The organism is Actinoplanes auranticolor, from assembly GCF_018332655.1.
GTDB lineage: Bacteria > Actinomycetota > Actinomycetes > Mycobacteriales > Micromonosporaceae > Actinoplanes > Actinoplanes auranticolor.
Window position 1 is genome coordinate 84,751 of the sequence record NZ_BOQL01000001.1, and the last position, 23,779, is coordinate 108,529.

Sequence of the window (23,779 nt, forward strand, 5' to 3'; positions counted from 1 at the left end):
GGTTGAGAGGCCGCACCCGGGGTTGCCGCATTGCTCCCGTTCCCGGCGAAGATGCTCGCATAACGGATATATTCGGCAACGCAGAGGCTGGCCGGACCGCGTGGAGTGGAGGACGATGAGCACGATCCTCCTCGTCGAAGACGATCCGGACATCCGCCACCTGGTGTCGTACAAGCTCACCAAGGGCGGCTTCGACGTGGTCGACGTGGCCGACGGGCTCGCCGCGCTGCGCGCCGCCCGGGAGAACCCGCCCGACCTGGTGCTGCTGGACGTGCGGATGCCCCGGATGTCGGGCATCGAGGTCTGCCGTGAGCTGCGTGCCGGGCCGCTGCCGGCGACCGTCCCGATCATCATGCTCACCGCGCGGTCGCGGCCGCAGGACCTCGAGCTGGGGTACGCGGCCGGCGCCACCGAGTACATCGTCAAGCCGTTCAGCCCCCGTGACCTGCAGGAACGGGTGGAGGCCGCGCTGGCCCGGGTGAACAGCTGATGCTGGGCCTGTTCACTGTCGTGCTCGAAGTGCTGGCCGGTGTCGTCGCCGTGACCGTGCTCGCGATCGTCGGGGTACGGGTGTTCCGCAAGGTCCGGCAGCGCCGCCGGGCCGCCCTGGCCGCCGGGCCACGCCAGGCGTTGCTGGCCTTCGTCGCCGACAACGGCGAGCACGGGGCCCAGGAGCTGGTCGCCATCCCCGACGACGCCTGGCGGGCCGCTGAGCCCGGTGCCCTGGCGCTGCTCGGCAAGCTGCGCGGCGAGGCGCACCTCGCGCTGGTCTCCGTCTTCCTGCAGCGGGGCATCGCCCGTACGGCCCTGGGCGACCTGCACTCGCGCAGCCGGGTCAAGCGGGCCCGGGCCGCCCAGGTGCTCGGCGACCTCGAGCTGCGCCAGGCCGTGCCGGAGCTGTGCCGGCTGCTCACCGACCGGCACGACGAGGTCCGCGTCGTGGCCGTCCGCGCGCTGGGCCGCATCGGTGATCCGGCCGCCGCCTGGCGCATCATCGCCAGCCTGGACCGCTCCGACCCGGTGCCCTCGCTGCTGGCCACCCACACGCTGGTGCAGCTCGGCGCCGAGGCCGAGGTGACGCTCTCGGCCGCCCTCGACCATCCGCAGGCCCGGGTCCGCGCCGTCTGCCTGGACGCGCTCGGACTGCTCGGCGCCACCGGATCCGTGCACCGGATGGCCCGGGTGCTGCGCGAGGACAGCTACCTGGACGTCCGGGTGGCCGCCGCGACCAACCTGGGCAAGCTCGGCACCCGCGGTGCCCTCGAACCGCTGCAGCAGGCGCTGAGCCCGTCGCGGCCCGCGGCGCTGCGGGCGGCTGCGGCCCGGGCCCTGGGGGAGCTGGGCGCCCCCAGCGCGGTGCCGATCCTGGCCGACCTGCTCGGCGACGACGAGTTCCAGGTCGCCCACGAGGCCGCGCACGCCCTGCGGCGGCTCGGCCCGGCCGGCGCCGGCGCGCTCGCCGACGCGATCGAGTCCGAGCGCACGCAGGCCGGGGCCCACGCGCGGCCGTCGGCCTCCGCCAGCCACGCCCAGGAGGCCCTGGCGCTGTCACGGGTCGGCGCCGAGCACGGCGAACGCGTGGGGGCCGGGGCGTGACGGCCGAGGTCATCCGCGACATCCTGCGCTACACCGACGTCACGATCTTCGTGTACTTCATCGCGCTCAACAGCAGCTACCTGGTGCTGATCGTGCTGGCCGGGCTGGAGTTCGGCCGGCACCTGCGGCGGGCGCCGTTCGCCGGGGCCGACGACATGTTCCGCAGCCCGCTGACGCTGCCCGTGTCGGTGATCGTGCCGGCGTACAACGAGGGGCCGGGGATCGTCGCGGCGGTGACGGCCATGACCGCGCTGCGCTATCCGCGCTACGAGGTGGTGGTCGTCGACGACGGCTCCGGCGACGACACCTTCGAGCGGCTGCGGGCCGAGTTCGACCTGGTCGAGGTGCCGCGGGTGGTGCCCGGCGAGGTGCCGTACCACTCCCGGGTGCTCTCCGTGCACGTCGCCCGGGCCAACCCGGAGACCCTGACCGTGGTCCGCAAGACCAACGGCGGCAAGGCCGACGCGCTCAACGTCGGCATCAACCTGGCCCGGCACCCGCTGATCTGCATGGTCGACGCCGACTCGGTGCTCGACCCGGACGCGCTGCTGTCGGTGGCCAAGCCCTTCGGTGACGACCCGCTGCGGGTGGCGGCGTGCGGCGGTGTGGTGCGTATCGCGAACGGCTGCAAGGTGGTCGGCGGTCGCGTGGTCGACGTCCGGATGCCGCGGCAGTGGCTGGTCCGCATCCAGGTGGTCGAGTACCTGCGCGCGTTCCTGATGGGCCGCACCGGCTGGTCGCGCCTCGGCGGCCTGGTGGTGATCTCCGGCGCGTTCGGCGTCTTCCGCCGCGATCTGGTCGTCGAGATCGGCGGCATGGCCACCGACACCATCGGCGAGGACGCCGAGCTGGTCGTGCGGCTGCACCATCACCTGCGCCGGCGGCGCCAGGACTACCGGGTCATCTTCGTCGCCGAGCCGGTCAGCTGGAGCGAGGCGCCGTCCAGCCTGCGGGTGCTGGGCCGCCAGCGGCGGCGCTGGCACCGCGGCATCGCCGAGATCCTGCGCAAGCACCGCGGCATGATCGCCAACCCGCGGTACGGCCGGATCGGGCTGATCGCGCTGCCGTACTACGTGGTCTTCGAGCTGCTGGCGCCGTTCGTCGAGCTCGCCGCGCTGGTGCTGCTGCCGCTCGGCCTCTGGGTGGGTGCCGTCGACCTGGCCTTCGTCTGGCGCTTCGTGCTGGTCGCCTACGGCTACGGGCTGCTGGTCAGCCTGGCCGCACTGTTCATCGAGGAGGTCTCGTTCCACCGCTACCCCCGCTGGGGCGATCTGGTGCGCGGCGTGCTGGCGGCGATCCTGGAGAACTTCGGCTACCGGCAGATCCTCGCGGTCTGGCAGGTCCGGGGCGCCCTGGGCGCCCTGCACGGGCGCCGGGCCGAGTGGGGCGTGATGCACCGCACCGGCTTCGACACCGGCCGGGAGTCAGCCGAGCCCGTCAGCGTGGGCGTCGACCGCTGAGCGCGGATGCCGCAGGCCGGGGTGCCCGTCGGGCAGGCTGCGCCGGATCACCCACCAGCTCACCGCCAGACAGGCGGCCACCAGCGGCCAGGTGAGCACGCCCCGGGCGATGCCCAGCGCCACCACCGCGTGGGCCGCCCAGAGCGGCACGAAGACGGCGAGCCGCACGAGATACTGCGCGACCCACACCCAGCTGCCCAGCGAGTACGCCCGCAACAGCGCCGGGTCACGCCGCCAGCGGGTCTTCTGCCCCAGCACCGCACCGACGATGACACCCAGCAACGGCCACCGGATGACAATGCTGACCGCCCAGGCCAGCGCGCTGGCGGCGTTCGTGACGATCTGCACCAGGAAGAAGTCCTCGGCCCGGCCGGTACGCAGGGCGATGAGCGCGGCGACGCCGACCCCGAGCAGCCCGATCAGGACCGCCCGCGGTTTGTCACCCTGGCGCAGCCGCCACCCGGCGACCAGCAGCGCGGCGACGATAGCGGCGCCGGCACCGACCCAGATCGAACGGCCGCCGGCCAGCCACCCGGCGACGAAGACGACCGGGGGCACGGTCGCGTCGAGCGCGGCCCGCCGCCCGCCCAGCAGATCGGCCAGCGACTCCGGTTGCGCCACGTCCCACCCCGCTCTCGACTTAGGCCAGCCTAACCGGCAGGAGGGGGCATCGAGGGCACCGGGTGGTCCGCCGGTTCTGTGATCCGGCCGGGGGCGCGCTACGGTGAGGCTCGGTCAGCGGCGGTACGGGGAGGGCCAGGACGTGGGACATCCTCGGTTGTTGCCACCAGCGGGCGACGCGGCGAGCTGCGCGGGGATTGGCCGGGGCTTTGTCCGGGGAAGGGCATGGCGGGGGTGATCCGGGTGTCCGACTCGATGGAAGCGGTACGGCGACTGCTCGACTTGCGCTATCGCAGCCGGCCGGAGGATCTGCCGACGGCGCTCAGCGAGGTCGCGCCACTGCTCGACGCCGTCAGCGTCACCGTGCTGCTGGTCGACTACGAGCAGCTGTCACTGTGGCCGTTGCACGGCACGTCGGGCAGTCTCAAGCCGCGCCCGGTGGACGGGACGCTCGCCGGGCACGCCTTCTGCACCGCGGAGACGACCAGCGAGAAGACCTGTCTCTGGCTGCCGCTGCTGCACGGCGCGGAGCGCCTCGGCGTGCTCGAGGTGTGGTTGCGTGAGGCTCCCGGTGACCGCGAGCAGCGTGACTTCGGGGTGATCGCCGCGCTGGTCGCGGAGCTGATCGCGAGCCGGCGCTTCTACGGTGACGCGGTGGAGCGCACCCGGCGCCGGTTGCCGATGCAGCTGGCCGCCGAGATCATCTGGAACCAGCTGCCGCCGCTGACCTTCGCCGCGAACGGTGCGCTGGTCACCGCGGTCCTGGAGCCCTGCTACGACGTGGGCGGCGACGCCTTCGACTACGCGGCGAACGGTGACATCGTGCACGTCGCCCTCTTCGACACCGTCGGGCACGGGATCAGTGCGAGTGCGCTGACGACGCTGACTCTGAACACGTACCGCAACGCCCGGCGTTCCGGGCTGGATCTGGCCGACACGTACCGCTCGATCGACAAGTGGATCCGCGCGCAGTATCCCGGCGCGTTCGTCACCGCCCTGCTCGGTGAGCTCGACACCGGCACCGGCCGGTACCGCCGGATCGCCGCAGGGCACCCCGCCGAGCTGCACATCCGCGGTGGCCTGGCGCTGCCGGCGCTGCCCACGCCGACGGCGTTGCCGCTGGGGCTCGGGCACATGCTGCCGCGTCAGCCGGGCGTCACCGAGCTGCTGCTCGAGCCGGGGGACACGCTGATGCTCTACACCGACGGGATCACCGAGGCGCGCTCGGCCGACGGGGAACTGTTCGGGCTGGACCGGCTCGCCGCCTTCATCGTCGAGGCGATGGCTCAGGGCTCACCGGCCGAGACGATGCGCAAGCTGATCCACGCGATCGTGTCCTACGAGAACGGTGAGCTGCGCGACGACGCGACGGCTGCCCTGGTGCAGTGGCAGCCGTCGCCGGTCGTCACGCCTTCGCCGTGGTGAGCCGCCGCCCCGGCCCGGGGCGGGGTGCGCGGATGCCGGTGCGGTCCAGCACGGCGCGGGCCATGACCAGCACGCAGATGCCGCCGTTGAGGAACGACGCGACCACGTCGCTGGGGTGGTGCATGCCGCGGTACATCCGGGTCAGGGCCACGCCGACGGGTACGAGCAGCAGCAGCCAGGCGGCCCGCTTGAGCCGGGTGCGGTTGGCCACCCGGAACAGGATCACGGCCAGGCCGAGGTAGAGCGCGACCGCGGCGGAGGTGTGCCCGGACGGGAAGCTCGATGTCGGCGGCGAGACGTCCATCTTCTCCACGTCCGGCCGGGGCCGGTCGATGACCAGCGTGGTCAGGTAGAAGACGACGGCCTGGGCGCAGACCGCGGCGCAGAGGAAGATCGGCCCTCGATCGTGAACGGCCACAGATTCATCATGACCTTGGTGACGAGCAGACCCAGGGCGATCATGACGCCGAGCAACACGGCGACGGGGAGGAACACCCGTTTGAGAGCCTGAACCGCGATATCTGCCATGGCCGGCGCATTACCCGTGGGTGTTCCCGCGCGAAACTACACCCGCCTTTCCGGCTTGTCCCGAGTAAATGTGACAACGCCGGTTTTCGCATCCGTGGGGGAGCTCACGCAACGCGTCAATACGGTTGCCGGCGGTGAAGATCCGGCAGACTTACCTCGGTCGATCGGCTAACCCAGGTGTCGGCGACCGGTCTCAGCGATAGGTTGACGTCGGTCGGCCCATGGCGAACTCATTGGCATAAATGCGTCTTGAGCTGCCGAAACCGTCGTCTCAACAACCGTACGTGCGAATTTGTCGATCCCGATGGGCGATCCACCGTGCTGGCGTCTCCGAAGTAGACCTGTGGGAGTAGGCAGGCCCCGACAAGTGGACGACCCGGCCCGGTGCCGGGCGTCCCTCGCTGAAGGGTGGTGCGATGATCCGGGTCGCGGTGGTACGAGACGAGGGATATTTCGGTGTCCCGGTACGGGTACTCCTGGAATCCAAGCCTGACCTGCATTACGTCGGCACCCTGCCGTTCGCCGGTGATCTCGCGCAGCGGGCGGCGGAGCTGTGGCCGACGGTGATCGTCATCGACACCGAGTACATGGTCAGTCAGGTGCTGCCGATGGCGGCCGAGCTGCACGCCACCATCCCGTCCTGCGCCATGCTGCTGCTGTGCGACCCGGCCAAGCGCGGCATGCTTCCGCCGCGGCGCTGGGCCGGCGCGCTCAACTTCCTGCTCAAGGACGTCTCCGGGGCGGTGCTGGCCGACTCCGTGCGCCGCCTGGCCGCGGGCGAACGCGTGGTGTCACCCCTGCTGCAGGCCGCCTCGCTCAACACCGACCGGGGCCTGAGCACCCGCGAGCTCGAGGTGCTCGGACTGGCCGCCGAGGGGGAGTCGGTCAACGACATCGCCGGCCGGCTCTACCTGTCCGGCGGTACGGTCCGCAACTACCTGTCCGCCGTCATCACCAAGACCGGTGCCCGCAACCGCCTGGACGCCATCCGGATCGCCCGCAAGGACGGCTGGCTGCGCTGAAGGGCCCGGCGGGGCACGTACCGTTGACCGGGATGCCATTCCATCAGCTCGACGTGCCGGCGCTGCCCATCCTGCTGCCGCTGGGCGGCGTGCTCATGATCGTGTCCTGGGTGCTGCTGCACCGGCGCGGCCGGCTCAGCGCCCGCCGCCTGGTCACCGCCTGGATCGCCGGCTGGTACGCGGTGGCCGTGGCCGGCGCGACCCTGCTGCCGCTGCATCTGGCCTGGGGTCCAGGCGCCGGGCCGCCGGAGTTCTACCGGATCATCCTGGTCCCGCTGGTCACCATGCGGGTCGACGACTTCCTGCTCAACATCGTGATGACGCTGCCGCTGGCGGCCCTGTTGTACCTGGTGGCCGGCCTGCGCGAGCGCCGCCGGGTGGTGCTGACGGGTTTCCTGATCAGCTTGGCCATCGAGGTCGTCCAGGCGGTCATCTGCCTGGCCTGGCACGGCAACCGGTGGGCCGACGTGAACGACCTGACGGCCAACACGCTGGGCGCCTGGCTCGGTTTCGCGATCTTCTGGCGGGCCCTGGGCTCGGCGCGGGTCCGTGAGCTGGTGCGCCGCTGGTCGCTGGTGGACGCCGAGCCCGCGGTGGCGCCGGTTCACCGTCCCGCGACCCGGTCGTAGAGCCCGGAGACCGAGGCGGCCACGGCGGCGGCGCTGTAGCGGTCACCGGCCGAGCGGGCGGGCAGCCGGGCGCCGTGGCGTTCGCGGTGACAGAGGACTTCGGTGCGCAGCGCCCGGACCAGCGACTGCGGATCGCGCGGGGAGAGCCGGTGGGCGCCGTCGAGGTCGGTCCGGGCCGCGGCCAGTTCGTCCAGCGGCGGGCAGGTCGCGTACAGCGCGGGCAGGCCGGCGGCCAGGGCTTCGAGCACCACGAGCCCGGCGGTGCCCGGGCCGGACGGTGACGCGAAGACGTCCATCGCGCAGAGCATCTCCCGCGCGTGGCCCACGGTGCCGGCGAACCGGACCCGGTCGGCCAGGCCCTCGATGACCGCGAGCCGCTGCAGTGCGACCCGGGCCGGGCCGTCGCCGACCAGCAGCAGAGTGATCCCGGGCAGCTCGCCGACCGCCCGGATCAGCCGGTCGAAACCTCCGCCGTGCTCCAGCCGGCCCACACCGCCGACGACGGGGACGCCCTCGGCGATCTCCAGCCGGGCCCGGGCCGCCGCCCGCAGAGCCGGGTCGAAGCGGAACTCGGCCGCGTCCACCGCCTTGGGAATGACGGTGATCCGCGCGTCCGGCACACCCCAGGCGCGCAGCCGGCCGGCGACCGCCGGAGTCACCGCGATCGTGGCCTGCCCGGCGCGCTCGCCGGCGAGGTAGAGCGCCCGGACGCGGCCGGACGCCGGGCGGTCCTCGACGAACCGTGCGCTCAGGTGATGCGCGGTGGCGACGACCGGCCGCACGCCGGCCAGCCGGGCGGCGAACCGGCCCTGCACGCAGGCGCGGTAGAGGTGGGTGTGCACGACGTCGAAGCGGCCGAGTCGGATGAGCCGGCGCAGCCGCACGATCGTGGCCGGGCCGCGGTCGGTGCCGAGCTCGTGCACGGCCGTACCGGTGGAACGCATGGCTGTCGCGAGCGGCCCCGGCCGCGCCAGGGTGACCACCTCGCAGTCGTGCGGCAGTCGAGGCACCAGCAGGCGCAACTGTTGCTCGGCCCCGCCGGCTGCCAAGGTGCCGATGACGTGCAGCACCCTCATTTTCCCCTCCTTCGGTGACACGGCGCACTGACGACGCTGCCAGAGCCGCAGCAGACAATGAAAGTCGCAGATGTCATGCCGAACATGAATGCGACCGAGCGCGCAAAACGCATTCCCGGCCCGGCCGAACGGAGGTATCAGCGCTCCGAAAGTGCCTGCCCAGCAAGCGATCGAGGGGCCGCGATCACCCCGGGTGCCGAACGTGAACGACGCTCATGTAGGCCGTGACAATTGCTACTGTGATCGATCTGGCGCGACTGGCACGCTCTATTCGCAAGCGCTGAAAAAGCGACGAGCGACGAGCGGCACGCGCAATTCCGTCAGCTATTGGTGCGGCGCGCGCTCCCTTTTCCTTGCCAGTTCCCACCGCGGCCGTCCACCGCCGGTATCCGTCCAGGGAGGAAATCCATGCAGGTACGGCGAGCAGCGCCCGACGCCACCGCGGGTGGCCGGCGGGCCGGGGCGCCCTGGTTACGCATGGTGGCACCCGGCCGGGTGGCCCGGGCCGGCGTCGATGCGGCCGCGCTGGGCCTGGCCTTGCTGATCGCCACCCTGCTGCGCCACGACGGCGACTTCGGCCACGTCCATCTGCTCCCGCTGCTGGCGCTGGCGTGCTTCGCCGCGGTCGTGCACACCGTGGCCGGGCTGCGTTTCGGCCTCTACACCGGGCGCTGGTCGTACGGCTGCTTCGAGGAGATCGCCGCGTTGGCCAAGACGGCGCTCGTGGCCACCCCGGTGATCTTCGTGCTGGACACGCTGCTCGGCCGGCTCGTGCCGCGCTCGGCCATCATCGCGGCCGGCCTGATCGCTCTGGTGCTGACCGCCGGCGTGCGCTACGCCGTCCGTCTGCTCAACGACCAGCGGCTGCGCCCGTCGCCCGAGCCGGGCACCCGGGTGGTGGTGATGGGCGCGGGTGAGGGCGCCACCCAGGTCATCCGCGCGATGCTGCGCAGCCCGTTCAGCCCGTACGTGCCGGTCGCGCTGCTCGACGACGACCCGGCCAAGCGCACGCTGCGGGTGATGGGTGTGCCGGTGGCCGGCAACCGCCAGGCGATGGCCGAGGTGGTCCGCCGCTACAGCGCCGACGCGGTGCTGATCGCCATCCCCAGCGCGAGCGCCGACCTGGTCCGCGAGCTGACCGAGCTGGCCGAACCGCTCAACGTCGACCTGAAGGTGGTCCCGCCGGTCGTGGAGCTGTTCGGTCGTACCGTCAGCGTGGAGGACATCCGGCCGGTCAGCCACGCCGACCTGCTCGGGCGCCGCGAGATCGGCATCGACCTGGCCGCGGTGGCCGGTTACCTGCAGGGCCGCCGGGTGCTGGTCACCGGGGCCGGCGGCTCGATCGGCTCCGAGCTGTGCCGCCAGGTCGCCCGCTTCCACCCGGCCCAGCTGGTCATGCTCGACCGCGACGAGTCGGGCCTGCACGCCGTGCAGCTCTCCCTGGACGGCCGGGGCATGCTCGACGACCGCAACCTGGTCGTCGCCGACATCCGCGACCAGCAGCGCCTCGACGAGGTCTTCGCCGAGCACCGGCCCCAGGTGGTGTTCCACGCGGCCGCCCTCAAGCACCTGCCGCTGCTGGAGATGCACCCGTCCGAGGCGCTCAAGACCAACATCGTCGGCACGTACCAGATCCTGCAGACGGCCCTGCGCCACGGCGTCGACCGGCTGGTGAACATCTCCACCGACAAGGCCGCCGAACCGGTCAGCGTGCTCGGCTACTCCAAGCGGATCACCGAACGGCTCACCGCGGCGGCCGACGAGGCCGCCCACGGCACCTACTGCAGCGTGCGCTTCGGCAACGTGCTGGGCAGCCGCGGCTCGGTGCTGACCGCCTTCGCCGCGCAGGTCGAGGCGGGCGGGCCGATCACCGTCACGCACCCCGAGATGACCCGCTACTTCATGACCGTGCAGGAGGCCGTCCGCCTGGTCATCCAGGCCGGCGCGATCGACAGCTCCAGCGAGGTGCTGGTGCTGGACATGGGCGAGCCGGTGCGCATCCACGACGTCGCCCGCCGGATCGCCGACGCGGCGGAACGGCACATCCAGATCGTCTACACCGGCCTGCGTCCCGGCGAGAAGCTGGCGGAGGTTCTGCTCGGCCCGGACGAGCCGGACCACCGCCCGCACCACCCGCTGATCTCGCAGGCGCCGGTGCCCCCGCTGGACGGTGCCGTGCTCTCGCTGCTGGATCCCACCGTGCCGCGCAAGGACCTGATCGCCGTGCTGCGCTGGCTCGCCGAGAGCCCGGCGCTGTCCCCGGCCCGGGAGAACCCGCCGCCGGTCCCGATGACCCGCAACGGGCGCCGGCCGGGCGCCCGCAACAAGACCACCGCGCCGCGGCAGCCCGAATACACCGTACGCCCGGGACGGCAGCCGTGAGCCGCCCCGCGCAGGAAGGGAACACGCCCATGCGGGTCGTCATCGCCGGTCAGGGATACGTGGGGCTGCCCCTGGCGGTCCGCGCCGCCCAGGTGGGCCACTCGGTCGTCGGCTTCGACGTCGACGAGGAACGCATCAAGCGCCTCGCCGCCGGCGAGTCCTACGTGGACGACGTGTCGTCGGCGGAGCTGCAGGAGATCCTCGACGCCGGCTCGTTCCACCCGTCGGCCGACCCGCGCTCGTGCGCCGGCTTCGACGTGGCGGTCATCGCGGTGCCGACCCCGCTGCGCGAGGGCACCCCCGACCTCAACTACATCGAGCAGTCCGCCCGCACCCTGGCGCGCTACCTGCGCCCGGGCGCCATCGTGGCGCTGGAGTCGACCACCTACCCGGGCACCACCACCGACCTGGTGGCACCGCTGCTGGAGGAGGGCTCCGGCCTCATCGCCGGGGTCGACTTCCACCTCGGCTACAGCCCCGAGCGCATCGACCCGGGCAACCGCACCTGGAACCTGGTCACCACCCCCAAGGTCGTCTCCGGCATCAACCCCGAGTCGCTGCAACGGGTACAGGCCTTCTACGCCTCGGTCGTCGAGCACACCGTGCCGGTCTCCGATCCCAAGGTCGCCGAATTGGCCAAGCTCATGGAGAACACCTTCCGGCACGTCAACATCGCGCTGATCAACGAGCTGGCGGTGTTCGCCCACGACCTCGGCATCGACGTCTGGGAGGCGATCGAGGCGGCGTCGAGCAAGCCGTTCGGCTACATGCCGTTCGTGCCCGGGCCCGGCGTCGGCGGGCACTGCCTGCCGATCGACCCGTCGTACCTGTCCTGGCGGGTGCAGCGGACGCTGGGCCAGAGCTTCCGCTTCGTCGAGCTGGCCAACGACATCAACAACCACATGCCCGACTACGTCGTGCGCCGCCTGGTCGGCGCGCTCAACCAGCGGCGCAAGCCGGTCAACGGCTCGACCGTGCTGCTGCTCGGGCTGGCGTACAAGAAGAACAGCGGCGACGCCCGCGAGTCGCCGGCCCGGCGGGTCGCCTCCCTGCTGCTGGACATGGGGGCCGAGGTACGCGCGGCCGACCCGCACGTGGTCGAGGACGCCCACGTGGACCGCCGGGTGGTGCGGGTCGCCGGCACCGCCGAGCAGATCGCCGCGGCCGACGCCGTCATCGTGCTGGCCGACCACGACGCCTTCGACCTGGACCTCGTGGTCGAGCACGCCCGTTACGTGCTGGACACCCGGCACCGCCTCACCGGACCGAATGTGGAGTCGCTATGACCTTCTCAGGTGGTATCCACCGGCTGGCCGCCGCCGTCGCCCTCATCCTGCTGTCACCGGTGATCCTGGCGATCGCGGCCTGGATCCGGCTCGCCGACGGCCCGGGAATCCTGTTCGTGCAGGACCGCGCCGGCCTCGGCGGCGTCCCGTTCCGGATGCTCAAGTTCCGCACCATGGTCCACGACTCGGTCGCGCTGAGCGCCCAGCTCGGCATCAGCGACCCGTTCGGCCTGGTCGAGAACGACCCCCGGATCACCCGCTGCGGCCGCTTCCTGCGCCGGACCAGCCTGGACGAGCTGCCGCAGCTGGTGAACGTACTGCGCGGGCAGATGCGCCTGGTCGGGCCGCGCCCGGACGTGCTGCCGCAGGTCGCGAACTACTCGGCCGAGGACGCCCGGCGCCTCGAGGTCAAGCCCGGCATCACCGGCTGGGCCCAGATCAACGGCCGCGACGACATCGACTGGCCGCAGCGCTTCGCCCTGGACCGCTGGTACGTCGACCACCGCTCGGTACGGCTGGACCTGCGCATCCTCTGGCGCACCGTCGCCACCCTGCACCGCGACGAGGCCCCGGTGCACGTCGACGAGCTCAACATCCAGCGGGCCCGGGATCTCGACCGTGCGGCCTGAGGTCGGCTCGGAGTTCCACTGGGACCCGGCCGCCATCGCCGCCACACCGCAATCCCCGCTGCCGCAACGCTTCGAGCTGTTCGCCACCGGGTGCGGGGCGCTGAGCACCCTGCTGCGGGAACTGGCCCCGCCGGGACGACTGCACGTGCCGTCGTTCTTCTGCATGGGAGTCGCCGAAGCCCTGTCCGCCGACGTGCCGATCACCTGGTACCGGCACCTGCCCGACGACCGGGGACCACGCCTGGAAACCCTGCGCGCGGCGCCGGGCGACGTGGTGCTGGCCCAGAACCTCTTCGGCCGCGACCGTCCGGAGCCCTGGAACGCGTGGATGCGCGCCCATCCCGGCGTCACCGTCGTGGAGGACCACTCGCACGACCCGTTCAGCGACTGGGCCCGGACCAGCACGGCGCCGTACGCGGTGGCCTCACTGCGCAAGACCCTGCCGCTGCCGGACGGCGGCCTGCTGTGGTCCCCCCGTGGACTGATGTTGCCCGGCCCCAGCGGTGCGGAAAGCCCCGGCGCGCAGCTGAAACTGGTGGCGATGCTGCTCAAAGGCGCGTGGCTGGACGGCCGGGGAGTACCCAAGGACGACTTCCGGGCCCTGCAGCAGCGCGGCGAGCACGCCCTGCTCGGCAGCGAGGGACCGGCGAGCGCGCTGACCGCTACGGTGCTACCGCTGCTGGATCTGGCCGGGCTGCGCGCCGCGAGCACCCGTAACGCGTACGCGCTGATGGATGCCCTGGCGGCTGGTGGCGGGGCGTGGCGGGTGCTGACCGGGGGGCCGGCCGGTGCGGCGCCGTTCCGGGTGCAGCTGGTGTGTGAGTCCGAGCCGGTCCGCGATGCGCTGCTGGCGTATCTGGCGCGGCACGGGATCTTCGCGCCGGTGCACTGGCGGCAGGACCGGGGCGGAGTGTGGAGCGGGGACGAGGAGGCGGCCGACCTGGCGGCACGGATCCTGACGGTGCCGGTGGATCATCGATGCGGACCCGGGGACGTGCGCCGGGTGGCGGAGGTGCTCGGTGCGTTCGCCGCCGCGCCGGCCGCGGCCTGACTCGCGCTGCGCTGCCACTCCTGAGGTGTCAGGCCGTACTCGTCGCGGAACCGGCGGGCGAAGTGGCGGGCATTGGCGAAGCCCCACGACCGGGCGATCGACGACACCGTCGCGGTCGGGGAACCGGCGAGTTCCCGGTGCGCGCCGCGGAGCCGGCCCCGGATCACCCATTCGGCGACCTGCTCACCCTCCTTCGCGAAGGCGGCGTACAGCGTCCGCACCGACACCGAGTGCTCGGCGGCCAGCCGGGCGGCGCTGAGGTCCGCGTCGCGCTGATGCTGGCGGATGTACGCGGTGACGCGGGTGAACAGCGTGCCGGTGCCCACGGTGCGCAGCCACGCGCCGTCGTCCAGGACGGAGGCGATCAGGGCCCGCACCAGTTCGACGGTCGAGGAGCCCAGCATCGTCAGCGCCGGGTCCGGTTCCAGCCGGTCCAGCAGGACGGGCAGTTCGAACAGGTGGCGACGGACCAGTTCGTACATCGGGCTGGCCGCCAGGCGGGGAAGCGCGGTGCGGGCCGCGTCGACCGGGACACCGAGCCGGGCGTAGTCGACGATGACGGCCTGTACGCACGACGGCCCGTCGACCAGGAAGTCGTACGGCGAGGTGAGGTCGGTCAGCTGCAGCTCGCCGATGCGGTCCCCGCCGGTCAGGTCCCGGTGGCGCATCCGCACCGACCCGCTGACCGGCAGGCCCAGGGAGAGCCGCTCGGGGTTGTCCGACTGCAGGTGCCGGGACGTACGCGTGAGCCGGTGCCCGCTGGACACGTGATGCAGTAACTCCGCGCCGGAACCGAGCGACCAGTGCGAGATCCGGGCCTGCGCCGGCGGAGCGACCGAGATGGCGGCCGGAGCCACCGAGGACGTCATGGCCGAACGCACCGCCTCGGCGCGTTGCCGCACCGGTAGCAGAGATGTGTCGAGCAGCACCGTCATCCGGCCTCCCTCACACCGATACTCTGTGCTGAACCGTATCGGTTGCAGGCCGCGAGTCGCCCCGGGAGCCGGCATGGCCGTGTTGATAGACACCCGTCACCTGCCGCCTCGTGAGTCGGCCGACGCTCTGCACGCCACCCTGACCCGGGCGGCGACCCCGGCGTCGGTCGTCATCGCGCCGGGCACGACGTGCATCGTCGAGGGCTGGCGGATCGGCGCGGGGATCAACCTGCTCAGCACCGGCTACAGCGGTGGCCTGGCCATGAAACGTACGCCACGGCACGTCCGCGCCGACGCGCCCGAGCGGATCTCGCTGACCCTCGGCGTCCGGGGCGAATGCGAGACGCGCCAGGTCGGCACGGTGCTGCGCCGCGAGAACCAGCTCCATCTGCTGGATCTCACGACGGAGTACGAATCGCGGTGGCCGGGCCCGTGCGCCGCGATCGCCTTCCTGGCCGACTACACCGAACTGGACATCCCGGTCCGCCTGGTCCGCGATTCGGTTCCGCTGCTGCAGATGAGCCCGCTGTACGACCTGACCCGGCGCCACCTTCGGGAACTGCCGGCCGTCGCCCGGCAGGCGCCGCACGCGGCCGCCCTGGCCATGCTCGGCTTCGCCAGCAAGGACCTGGTACGCGCGCTCATCGCCTCGGTCAATCCGGACCACCGGCACTCCCGGGCCGCCCGCGCCGAGTCGCTGCGCACCGTGCTGCTCACCTACGTCGACGCGCACCTGCACGATCCGGGGCTGACCCCGGCCCGGATCGCCGACGAGCACGGGGTCTCGCTGCGCTATCTGTATCAGCTGTTCGCCGACGAGGCGGAGTCCCCGGCCGAAGCGATCTGGCAGCGCCGCCTCGAGGGCGCCCGCCGGGAGCTGGCCGGCCGGGCGACCCACCGCACCCTGATCTCGGCGACAGCACGCCGCTGGGGTTTCACCGACCCGCGGCACTTCGCCCGCCGGTTCCGGGCCGCCTACGGCGTCACCCCCAGCGAATGGCTCCGCCGGCACCTCGGCGACACCTGACGTCCGCCCGGCGCTCAATCGTGCACGCCGGGACCCGCATGTGCACACAGGGACCCGCCGAGAGCGGATCTGCCGACGTTAGATTCCGGTCACCGAATACTCCGGAGAGGACCTCTGACATGGCGCCCGACACGATTGTGCTCGTCCACGGATTCTGGGTCACTCCCCGCAGCTGGGAGAACTGGATCACCCACTACGAAGCCAAGGGGTTCCGGGTCATCGCGCCCTCGTATCCCGGTTACGAGGTCGAGGTCGAGGCGCTCAACGCCGATCCCGCACCGATTCTCGCCTCCACCGTGCCGCAGATCATCGGCCACTACGAGCAGATCATCGGCGCGCTCGACACCCCGCCGATCATCATCGGCCATTCCGCCGGTGGGGCGTTCACCCAGATCCTGCTCGACCACGGCTTCGGCGCGGCCGGTGTGGCGATGAACTCCGCACCCACCGAAGGCGTCCGGGTGGTCCCGCTGTCGCAGGTGAAGTCCACCTTCCCGGTGCTCAAGAGCCCCGCGAACCGGCACAAGGTGGTGCCGCTGACCTTCGAGGAGTGGCAGTACGCGTTCACCAACACCTTCACCGAGGAAGAGGGCCGGGCGCTGTGGCAGCGTTACGCCATCCCGGCCAACGGCGGCATCCTGTGGGGCAGCGTGCTGGCCAACTTCCAGCCCGGCCACCAGGACACCTGGGTCGACTACCACAACGACGACCGGGCGCCGCTGCTGTTCGTCTCCGGCTCCGAGGACCACATCATGCCGCCGGCCATCCAGGAGTCGAACGCCAAGCACTACAAGTCGAACACCGTCACGGAACGCCGCCAGTACGAGGGTTTCGCGCACCTGCTGCCGGCCCAGAAGGGCTGGGAGCAGATCGCCGACGACGTCCTCGACTGGGCCCTGACGCACGCCCGATGAGTGATCTGCGGATCACCCACATCGGCGGGCCGACCACCCTGATCGAGGTGGCCGGCTGGCGGATCCTGACCGATCCGACGTTCGACGCCCCCGGCCGGACCTACCGGTTCGGCTGGGGCACGGCGTCGCGCAAGCTGACCGGCCCGGCGCTGCCGGCGGCGTCGCTCGGCGCCGTCGACGTGGTGCTGCTGACCCACGACCATCACGCCGACAACCTGGACGACACCGGCCGCGCGCTGCTGCCCGCGGTGGGACGGGTCGTCACCACCGTGGCCGGCGGCCGCCGGCTGGGCGCGAACGCCACCGGGCTGGGCCCGTGGGGGACCACCGAGCTGGTGGCCCCGGGCCGGCCGGCGATCGAGATCACCGCGACGCCGTGCCGGCACGGGCCGCCGCTGAGCCGGCCGGTGGCCGGCGAGGTGACCGGCTTCGTGCTGCGCTGGGCCGGCCAGCAGCACGGCCCGCTGTGGATCACCGGCGACACGGTGCTCTATCCGGGGGTACGGGAGGTGGCCGGCCGGTTCGCCATCGGCACGACGGTGCTGCACCTGGGCGCGGTGAAGTTCGGCCTGACCGGTCCGCTGCGGTACACGATGACGGCCGCCGACGGCGCCGAGCTGTGCGAACTCGTCAAGGCCCGGACGGTCCTGCCGGTCCATTACGAGGGCTGGGGTCACTTCAGCGAAGGCCGGCCGGCGGTCGAGGCGGCTTTCGCCGCGGCTCCGGCTCCGGTCCGGGAGAGCCTCCGCTGGCTCACCCCGGGTACGGCCACGTCGGTCACTGTCTGACGCCGGAAACCCGTTGCTCCGCGGCCGCCGGGCGAGACAGACTGCGCGGATGCTCCGACACGTCGCTCTGGTCACCGGGGCCAACCACGGCATCGGTGCCGCCACCGCCGAGGCGCTCGCAGCCGGTGGCTGTGCGGTCGTCTGTGCGTACCGGAAGATCCACGATCCGGTCGACCCGGCAGTCCCGGAGGCCTACCGGGCCGGCCGGGCCCGGACCGCCGACGCCGTCGTGGCGGCCATCCGCGCCGCCGGCGGCGAAGCGGTCGCCGTCGACGAGGACCTCACCGACCCGCAGGCCCCGCAGCGGCTGTTCGATCTGGCCGAGGCCACCTTCGGTCCGGTCGACATCCTGATCAACAACGCCACCGGCTGGGTGCAGGACACCTTCAGCCCGCAGACCGTCGACCAGCACGGGCGGCAGATGCAGCCCGTCACCGTGGCCACCTGGTCGCAGCAGTTCGCCGTCGACGCGATGGCGCCGGCGCTGCTCATCGCCGAGTTCGCCCGGCGGCACGCCGCCCGCGGTGCGAGCTGGGGGCGGATCGTGGGCCTGACCTCCGGCGCCGAACTGGGCTTCCCGCAGGAGGTCTCGTACGGCGCCGCGAAAGCAGCCCAGACCAACTACACGATGTCGGCCGCCGTCGAGCTGGCTCCGCTGGGCATCACCGCCAACGTGGTCCACCCGCCGGTGACCGACACCGGCTGGGTGACCGACGCGGTCCGCGAGTTCGTGGCGCAGAGCACGGCGCTGGTCACCGTCGCCACCCCGGCCCAGGTGGCCGAGGTCATCGCCTTCCTGGCCTCGGACGCCTCAGCGCTGATCACCGGCAACGTGATCACCCTGCGCTGACGGTAGATCCGTCCTGAGCAGGGTATCTGCCCGGGGTGACCGACCACGCCATCGACGTCGACCAGCCGCTCGCGCCGGACACCCCGGCCGCGCCGCACAGCGCCAGCGGCGAGGCGGTGCGCACCTTCGACCTGAGCGCCGTCGCGCCGCCCGCCCGGCCCGCGCGGCGCTGGACGCCCCGGCGGGTGGTGGCCACCCCGGCCGCCTACGACCACCCGCACGGGCGGCGGATCATGGCGCTGGCCGAGGCCCGGGGGATCGAGGTCGAGCGGCTGCGGGCCAACCGGTTGACCGGGGTACGCGGTGAGACCGACCGGGAGACGTACGCGCGGGCGAAGTCCACCATGGCGATCGTGGTGAGCCCGCCCGCCCGGCGCACCCTGCAGCCGATCGCGCCCAGCGCCGACTGGCGTTTCGACCTGGCCGAGGGCTGCCCGGCACACTGCCAGTACTGCTACCTGGCCGGCTCGCTGTCCGGACCGCCGGTGACCCGGGTGTACGCCGACCTGGACGACATCCTGGCCGGTCTGGCCGCGTACGAGGGGCGCGGGACGATCACCAGCCGCCGGGCCGCCCGCCGCGACGAGGGCACCACCTTCGAGGCGTCCTGCTACACCGACCCGCTGGCCCTGGAACACCTGACGGGCAGCTGGCGCCGCGCGGTCGAGCACTTCGGCGCCTGGGACGCGCCGGTCCAGCTGCGGTGGACGACGAAGTTCGACGACGTCGGCACCTTCGTGGGGCTGCCGCACGCCCGCCGTACCCGGGTCAGGCTCAGCGTCAACTGCGCACCGGTCAGCGACCGGATGGAGGGCGGCACCAGCCGGGTCGCGGACCGGCTGGCGGCGCTGCGCAAGCTCGCCCTCGACGGCTATCCGGTCGGGCTGACCATCGCGCCGATCATGCCGGTGGAGGGCTGGCGCACCCACTACGGCCTGCTGCTGGACCAGGTGGCCGCCGCCGTCGAGGGCGTACCGGAGCTCGATCTGACCGCGGAGCTGATCACCCACCGGTTCACCCCGGGCAGCAAAGAAGTGCTGCTCGGCTGGTATCCCCGCACCAAGCTGGAGATGGACGAGGAGTCCCGCAGCCGCAAGCACGGCAAGTTCGGCGCCGTGAAGTACGTCTACCCGGCCGGGACGATGGCCGAGCTGAGAGGCTGGTTCGAGGCGGAGATCGCGGCCCGGCTGCCGTCCTGCCGGATTCTCTACTGGACCTGACTCTGGGTTGACCGGCCTGCTTCAATCGGTGGTCATGGGGAATCTGTCGCTCTCCCGCCGCCGGCTGCTGTTCACGGCCGGGGCCGGCGCGCTGGGTGTGGCCGTGCTCGGCTCCTGCTCCTCGGAGTCGTCCGCGCCACCGTCGCCGGCCGCGTCATCCGAGCAGCCCGTCCCGGCGGCCAGCGGCGCGGTGGCCGGCGACTGGCGGCGGGTGACCATGTCCTACGTGGCCGCGTACATCCTGGTCCGCAACGGTGAGGCGGCGATCGTCGACCTGGGCACCGCCGGTTCGGAGACGGCGATCGAGGAGGGTCTCAAGGCGGCGGGCGCCGGGTGGCAGTCGGTGAAGCACATCGTGCTCACCCACATGCACGACGACCATGCCGGCGGCCTGGCCCAGATCGCTCCCCTCGTCCGGGCGTCGATCTACGCCGGCGCCGCCGACCTCTCCTCGATCTCCTCGGACAAGCCGCTGAAGCCCCTCGCCGAGGGCGACGAGGTCTTCGGGATGCGCGTCGTCGAAACACCGGGCCACACGCTCGGCCACATCTCGGTCTTCGAGCCGGCGACCGGCGTCCTGGTGGCCGGCGACGCGCTGCGCACCAGCAACGGCCTGGAAGGCTCCGCGCCCCAGTACACCGCCGACGAGGCCAAGGCCAACGCCTCGGTCCGCAAGCTGGCCGCCCTGGACATCAAGGCGATCCTGCCCGGTCACGGCGAGCCGCTGACGGCCGGCGCGGCCCAGGCCCTGCGGACATTGGCGGCCGGCCTGCCCGCGTGAACCGGCCGGTCCGGCGCACCGCCTACCATTTCGGCATGCGGCTCCACGTGGGATGTGCGATGTGGTCACTGAAGTCCTGGCAGGGACGCTTCGTGGCCCATCCGCTGCCGTCGCGGGAGCGCCTGCGGGCGTACGCCGGCTGGTGCAACGCCGTCGAGGGGAACACCACGTTCTACGCGACGCCGGCCCGCGACACCGTGGAGACCTGGGCGCAGCAGACCGACCCGGACTTCCGGTTCGTGCTCAAGCTGCCCAAGGTCATCACCCACGAGCGCCGGCTGGTCGCGGTGGAGGACCCGCTGCGCATCTTCCTGAACGCGATCGAACCGCTGGGCCCGCGGGCCCACGCGCTCTGGATCCAGCTGCCGGGATCTTTCGGCCCGGCCGACCTCCCGGCCGTGGAGACCTTCCTGCGGCAGGTGCCGACCTCTTACCGGTACGCCGTGGAGGTCCGCCACCCGGCCTTCTTCGACGACCCCCGCGCCACAGCGCAGCTGGAAGGGGTGCTCGCCGCCGCCGACGCCGAGTGGGTGCCGTTCGACACGACCGTCTTCTTCGCCAAGCTCCCGACCAGCGCAGCGGAACGCGACGCCTGGACCAAGAAGCCCCGCCTGCCGCGCCGCTCGCACGCCCTGACCGACCGGCCGATCATCCGCTACCTGGGCCGGGACGCGGTCACGGAAACGGTCGAGGGCTGGCAGCACTGGGTGGACGTGACCGTGGGCTGGCTGCAGGAGGGCCGGGCACCGACGGTGTTCGTGCACACGCCGGACAACGCCGACGCGCCGGAGCTGGCCCGCCGCTTCCACGACGCGGTCCGGGCCCGGGTGCCGCAGCTGGAGCCACTGCCGGAGCCCGACCCGGTCGAGCCACTCACCCTCTTCTGAGCCGGCCCGGGTGCCGGTGGGCTGACCGCGTCCTCAGCCGGCGCGGCCGGCCAGGGCGGCCGCAGCGGCCGCGCGCACCGCCGGGGCCAGCGCCTCGGCGATCACCGCATACCCGGCGCTGGACGGATGGAACCGGTCCCCGCTGAACAAGCTCGCGTCCACCGCGAACGCGTCAGCCGAACCGACCTCGATGTCCGCGACCCGAGCCCCGGCGTCGACCGCCGCCCGGGTCTGGGCCTGCCGCATCGCGGCGCTGGCCGCCCGGACCAGCAGCCGCGTCTGCGGCGGCACCCACGGCACCACGCTGAGATCCGGTGCCGGAGCCACGACCACCTCGGCGCCGGCGCCGCGCAGGGTCCGGACCGCGTCGCCGAGGCTTGCCGCGGCCTGCTGCGGCGGCACGAAGTGGGTGAGATCGTTGGCGCCGATGATGATCAGCGCCAGCCCGGGGCGCCAGGCGGCGGCGCTGCGGGTCTGGCTGTGCAGGGCCTGGCTGCGGGCGCCGGGCACGGCGAACACCCGGCAGTCGGTCGTGATGCCGGCGGTGGCAAGGTCGGCGGCCAGCCGCGCGCCGACCGTGTCGGCCGGGCGGGCGGCGCCCTGCCCGTACGCGATGGAGTCGCCCAGGACGGCGAAAGCAAGGGTCACGCTGGAGAACAACAAGCCGGCGCGGCGATTGCTTCCGACCTGCGCGGATGATCCGGATCCCGGTCGGCTACGCCGCCTCCCGGACGGTCAGCCGGCGGGCGGCGAGCAGGCCCAGCCAGAGCCAGCCGACGCCGACGGCGAGGCGTTGCAGCAGGCCCGCCGTGGAGACCCACCGGGGATCCTGGGCGAAACCCGCGCTGGCGAGGACGAACAGGACGAGGAACGCGATGGCGCTGAGCCCTGAGTAGATGGCCCAGCCGGGCGCGTGCCGCCGGGCGAACGCGTAGGTGAGGACGACCATCGCCGCGGCGAAGCCGACGAAGCCGGGTAGCGAGAAGGCCAGGTCGTGCAGGAGGCCGGGCCGGCTCGGGGCGTCCGGTGTCGCCGGTGTGCCGGCTGGATATCCGCTGACCGGGTCGGTGACGAAGACGCCCGCGCCGAGCAGGCCCACGCCCCAGACGCCGATCAGCAACGGCCCGGCAGCCGATCCCGGTCCGCGGCCCAGGCTGCGGCGCAGCCCCACGGCGAAGGCGAGGGTGAGCAGGCCGGCGGTCAGGAAGGCGCCGATCTGCACCCAGCCGCCCGGCCCGAGCGCCAGTGAGCTGACCGGGTGGCGCAGCGGGTCGTAGCCGTCGCGGGACGCTCCCTCCAGCAGGAACGTGACGACGAACAACGGTCCGGCCAGCAAGCCGCAGAGCAGGAGGAGACGCGACGGGCCCACGGAAGACATGTGTCAACCGTAGTTGACACGACCTGGCTCCGTCAACTCAGGTTGACACGACGATCGCCCTTATGCCGCCGCTCGTTCGCGGGGCCGGCCCACCGTCGTGCCGGCTGCCGCCGGCGCCGGCCGCCGCCGCTCCCGGTGCCACCGCCGCGCACTCAGCGTCCACCGCAGCAGAGCCCGCGGCGCCGCACTCTGCGTCGCCACATGCAGCAGATACCGCCACGTCGGATACTCCCCGCGCCGGTTCGACAGCGCGTACGAGAACTGCTTGGCCGGCAGGTCCGCGTAGTCCGGCACCCGCTCGAACCACTCGCTGCTCGCCTTCGCCGCCCGCTGCAGCGGGACCAGGGCCGTCTTGCGGCGGTGTTCGTAGCGTTCCAGGGCCACCGGCAGGTCGTCGCCGCCGGCGACCGCGTCGGCCAGGGCCATCGCGTCCTGCATCGCCAGTTTGGTGCCCGAGCCGATCGCGAAGTGGGTCGTGTGGGCCGCGTCGCCCATCAGCACCACGTTGCCGTGGTCCCAGCGCTGGTTGGTCAGGCGCCGGTAGTTGAGCCAGCCGGTACCGCCGACCTCGGCGCGGTGGTCGATCAGGGGCTGACCGCCCAGGTGGGCGGCGAAGATCTCCTGCAGCCGGGCGCAGCCCTGGACCGCGTCGAGCCGGTCCAGGCCCAGTCCCGTCCACGTCTCGGGGGAGCACTCCACGATGAACGTGCTGCGGTCCGCGGTGAACGGATACGCGTGGTACCAGATCCAGCCGGTCGGGGTGCGCTCGAAGCCGAAGGTGAACGTGTCGAAGACGCGCGGCGTGCCCAGCCAGATGTACTTGTTGCGGCCCACCTCGATCTCCGCGCCGAAGTGCTCGGCGTGCTGGTCGCGGATCCGGCTGCCGGCGCCGTCACAGGCCACCACCAGGTCGGCCGCCGGGACCTCGGTCAGCTCGTCGCGGTAGCTGATCTCGACGCCCAGCTCGGTCGCGCGGGCGGCGAGAATGTCCAGCAGCTCACGCCGGCCCAGGCTGAAGCCGTAGCCGGCCAGGTGGGTGACCGACTTGCCGGTGGCGCGGACCTCGTACTCGTCCCAGCGGCAGGCCGCCCGGGCGATCCGTCCGGCGCTGACCGGGTCGTAGCGGAACAGGTCGTCGAGCAGGTCGTCCCAGAAGACCACGCCCCAGCCGTACGTGACGCCGGCCGGGTTGCGTTCCAGCACGGTGACCTCGTGGGCGGGGTCGGCCAGCTTCGCCAGCACCGCGAAGTAGAGGCCGGCGGGGCCGCCGCCGATGCAGGTGATGCGCATGCCG

24 protein-coding genes are annotated in these 23,779 nt (G+C 72.4%); 17 read left to right on the plus strand and 7 right to left on the minus strand.

What is annotated here, in order from left to right:
• The first annotated feature begins 115 nt into the window (after window positions 1–115).
• Genes Aau02nite_RS00365 through Aau02nite_RS00375 form a run of 3 tightly spaced genes read left to right on the plus strand, consistent with a single transcriptional unit; the run spans window position 116 to window position 3,056 of the window.
• Entirely contained in the window at window positions 116–490 is a 375-nt protein-coding gene (locus Aau02nite_RS00365) for a response regulator transcription factor (RefSeq protein ID WP_212986240.1), read from the plus strand.
• Window positions 490–1,596 carry a HEAT repeat domain-containing protein gene (locus Aau02nite_RS00370; RefSeq protein WP_212986241.1) on the plus strand — a complete coding sequence of 369 codons (1,107 nt, stop codon included), beginning with the start codon at window positions 490–492 and terminating at the stop codon, window positions 1,594–1,596. Before Aau02nite_RS00365 ends, Aau02nite_RS00370 begins: the two co-directional genes overlap by 1 nt.
• Window positions 1,593–3,056 carry a glycosyltransferase family 2 protein gene (locus tag Aau02nite_RS00375; RefSeq protein WP_246594790.1) on the plus strand — a complete coding sequence of 488 codons (1,464 nt, stop codon included), beginning with the start codon at window positions 1,593–1,595 and terminating at the stop codon, window positions 3,054–3,056. The genes Aau02nite_RS00370 and Aau02nite_RS00375 overlap by 4 nt, the downstream gene beginning before the upstream one ends.
• Here Aau02nite_RS00375 and Aau02nite_RS00380 read toward each other — a convergent pair.
• The gene (locus Aau02nite_RS00380) at window positions 3,021–3,677 is read right to left on the minus strand and encodes a DUF3159 domain-containing protein (RefSeq protein WP_212986242.1); all 657 of its coding nucleotides are present in this window, start codon (window positions 3,675–3,677) and stop codon (window positions 3,021–3,023) included. The genes Aau02nite_RS00375 and Aau02nite_RS00380 overlap by 36 nt on opposite strands.
• 243 nt (window positions 3,678–3,920) lie before the next feature.
• Between Aau02nite_RS00380 and Aau02nite_RS00385 the strand changes: the two genes are divergently transcribed.
• Entirely contained in the window at window positions 3,921–5,102 is a 1,182-nt protein-coding gene (locus tag Aau02nite_RS00385) for a PP2C family protein-serine/threonine phosphatase (protein WP_212986243.1), read from the plus strand.
• Here Aau02nite_RS00385 and Aau02nite_RS00390 read toward each other — a convergent pair.
• Window positions 5,083–5,520: a phosphatase PAP2 family protein gene (locus Aau02nite_RS00390; protein WP_246594791.1), complete on the minus strand. Its 438-nt coding sequence runs from the start codon at window positions 5,518–5,520 to the stop codon at window positions 5,083–5,085. The genes Aau02nite_RS00385 and Aau02nite_RS00390 overlap by 20 nt on opposite strands.
• Before the next feature lie 526 nt (window positions 5,521–6,046).
• Here Aau02nite_RS00390 and Aau02nite_RS00395 point away from each other — a divergent pair.
• Both Aau02nite_RS00395 and Aau02nite_RS00400 read left to right on the plus strand, forming a co-directional pair.
• Window positions 6,047–6,652, plus strand: coding sequence for a response regulator transcription factor (locus tag Aau02nite_RS00395; RefSeq protein WP_212986244.1), 606 nt, complete (start codon window positions 6,047–6,049; stop codon window positions 6,650–6,652).
• A 32-nt stretch (window positions 6,653–6,684) separates the two neighbouring features.
• Window positions 6,685–7,281 carry a VanZ family protein gene (locus Aau02nite_RS00400; protein ID WP_212986245.1) on the plus strand — a complete coding sequence of 199 codons (597 nt, stop codon included), beginning with the start codon at window positions 6,685–6,687 and terminating at the stop codon, window positions 7,279–7,281.
• Here Aau02nite_RS00400 and Aau02nite_RS00405 read toward each other — a convergent pair.
• The gene (locus Aau02nite_RS00405; protein ID WP_212986246.1) at window positions 7,257–8,357 is read right to left on the minus strand and encodes a glycosyltransferase; all 1,101 of its coding nucleotides are present in this window, start codon (window positions 8,355–8,357) and stop codon (window positions 7,257–7,259) included. The genes Aau02nite_RS00400 and Aau02nite_RS00405 overlap by 25 nt on opposite strands.
• Before the next feature lie 408 nt (window positions 8,358–8,765).
• Here Aau02nite_RS00405 and Aau02nite_RS00410 point away from each other — a divergent pair, with 408 nt between their 5' ends.
• The 4 genes from Aau02nite_RS00410 to Aau02nite_RS00425 are packed head-to-tail and all read left to right on the plus strand — an operon-like array spanning window position 8,766 to window position 13,705.
• Window positions 8,766–10,739 (plus strand): polysaccharide biosynthesis protein, encoded by a 1,974-nt coding sequence (locus tag Aau02nite_RS00410; protein ID WP_212986247.1) that lies wholly within the window; start codon window positions 8,766–8,768, stop codon window positions 10,737–10,739.
• A gap of 29 nt (window positions 10,740–10,768) precedes the next feature.
• Window positions 10,769–12,025 (plus strand): nucleotide sugar dehydrogenase, encoded by a 1,257-nt coding sequence (locus Aau02nite_RS00415; protein ID WP_212986248.1) that lies wholly within the window; start codon window positions 10,769–10,771, stop codon window positions 12,023–12,025.
• Entirely contained in the window at window positions 12,022–12,654 is a 633-nt protein-coding gene (locus Aau02nite_RS00420) for a sugar transferase (RefSeq protein ID WP_212986249.1), read from the plus strand. The genes Aau02nite_RS00415 and Aau02nite_RS00420 overlap by 4 nt, the downstream gene beginning before the upstream one ends.
• Window positions 12,644–13,705, plus strand: coding sequence for a hypothetical protein (locus Aau02nite_RS00425; RefSeq protein ID WP_212986250.1), 1,062 nt, complete (start codon window positions 12,644–12,646; stop codon window positions 13,703–13,705). Before Aau02nite_RS00420 ends, Aau02nite_RS00425 begins: the two co-directional genes overlap by 11 nt.
• Here the strand turns inward: Aau02nite_RS00425 and Aau02nite_RS00430 are convergent.
• Complete coding sequence (locus tag Aau02nite_RS00430; RefSeq protein WP_212986251.1) at window positions 13,627–14,640, minus strand: helix-turn-helix domain-containing protein; 1,014 nt, start codon at window positions 14,638–14,640, stop codon at window positions 13,627–13,629. The genes Aau02nite_RS00425 and Aau02nite_RS00430 overlap by 79 nt on opposite strands.
• Window positions 14,641–14,713: 73 nt before the next feature.
• Here Aau02nite_RS00430 and Aau02nite_RS00435 point away from each other — a divergent pair, with 73 nt between their 5' ends.
• The 7 genes from Aau02nite_RS00435 (at window position 14,714) to Aau02nite_RS00465 (ending at window position 21,107) form a co-directional block, all read left to right on the plus strand.
• Window positions 14,714–15,667 carry a helix-turn-helix domain-containing protein gene (locus Aau02nite_RS00435; protein WP_212986252.1) on the plus strand — a complete coding sequence of 318 codons (954 nt, stop codon included), beginning with the start codon at window positions 14,714–14,716 and terminating at the stop codon, window positions 15,665–15,667.
• A gap of 119 nt (window positions 15,668–15,786) precedes the next feature.
• Window positions 15,787–16,581: an alpha/beta hydrolase gene (locus Aau02nite_RS00440; RefSeq protein WP_212986253.1), complete on the plus strand. Its 795-nt coding sequence runs from the start codon at window positions 15,787–15,789 to the stop codon at window positions 16,579–16,581.
• On the plus strand, window positions 16,578–17,369 hold the full coding sequence (locus Aau02nite_RS00445; RefSeq protein WP_212986254.1) for an MBL fold metallo-hydrolase: 792 nt from the start codon (window positions 16,578–16,580) through the stop codon (window positions 17,367–17,369). Before Aau02nite_RS00440 ends, Aau02nite_RS00445 begins: the two co-directional genes overlap by 4 nt.
• Window positions 17,370–17,418: 49 nt before the next feature.
• The gene (locus Aau02nite_RS00450; RefSeq protein ID WP_212986255.1) at window positions 17,419–18,219 is read left to right on the plus strand and encodes an SDR family NAD(P)-dependent oxidoreductase; all 801 of its coding nucleotides are present in this window, start codon (window positions 17,419–17,421) and stop codon (window positions 18,217–18,219) included.
• Between the two features lie 35 nt (window positions 18,220–18,254).
• Window positions 18,255–19,439 carry a spore photoproduct lyase family protein gene (locus tag Aau02nite_RS00455; RefSeq protein ID WP_246594792.1) on the plus strand — a complete coding sequence of 395 codons (1,185 nt, stop codon included), beginning with the start codon at window positions 18,255–18,257 and terminating at the stop codon, window positions 19,437–19,439.
• A 34-nt stretch (window positions 19,440–19,473) separates the two neighbouring features.
• On the plus strand, window positions 19,474–20,220 hold the full coding sequence (locus tag Aau02nite_RS00460) for an MBL fold metallo-hydrolase (protein WP_212986256.1): 747 nt from the start codon (window positions 19,474–19,476) through the stop codon (window positions 20,218–20,220).
• 35 nt (window positions 20,221–20,255) lie between these two features.
• Window positions 20,256–21,107: a DUF72 domain-containing protein gene (locus Aau02nite_RS00465; RefSeq protein ID WP_498368212.1), complete on the plus strand. Its 852-nt coding sequence runs from the start codon at window positions 20,256–20,258 to the stop codon at window positions 21,105–21,107.
• A 33-nt stretch (window positions 21,108–21,140) separates the two neighbouring features.
• Here Aau02nite_RS00465 and Aau02nite_RS00470 read toward each other — a convergent pair whose 3' ends face one another.
• The 3 genes from Aau02nite_RS00470 to Aau02nite_RS00480 form a co-directional block, all read right to left on the minus strand.
• Window positions 21,141–21,755 (minus strand): SGNH/GDSL hydrolase family protein, encoded by a 615-nt coding sequence (locus Aau02nite_RS00470; RefSeq protein ID WP_212986257.1) that lies wholly within the window; start codon window positions 21,753–21,755, stop codon window positions 21,141–21,143.
• Between the two features lie 67 nt (window positions 21,756–21,822).
• Complete coding sequence (locus tag Aau02nite_RS00475; protein WP_212986258.1) at window positions 21,823–22,485, minus strand: DUF998 domain-containing protein; 663 nt, start codon at window positions 22,483–22,485, stop codon at window positions 21,823–21,825.
• A gap of 60 nt (window positions 22,486–22,545) precedes the next feature.
• Entirely contained in the window at window positions 22,546–23,775 is a 1,230-nt protein-coding gene (locus Aau02nite_RS00480) for an FAD-dependent monooxygenase (protein WP_212986259.1), read from the minus strand.
• Window positions 23,776–23,779: the final 4 nt, after the last annotated feature.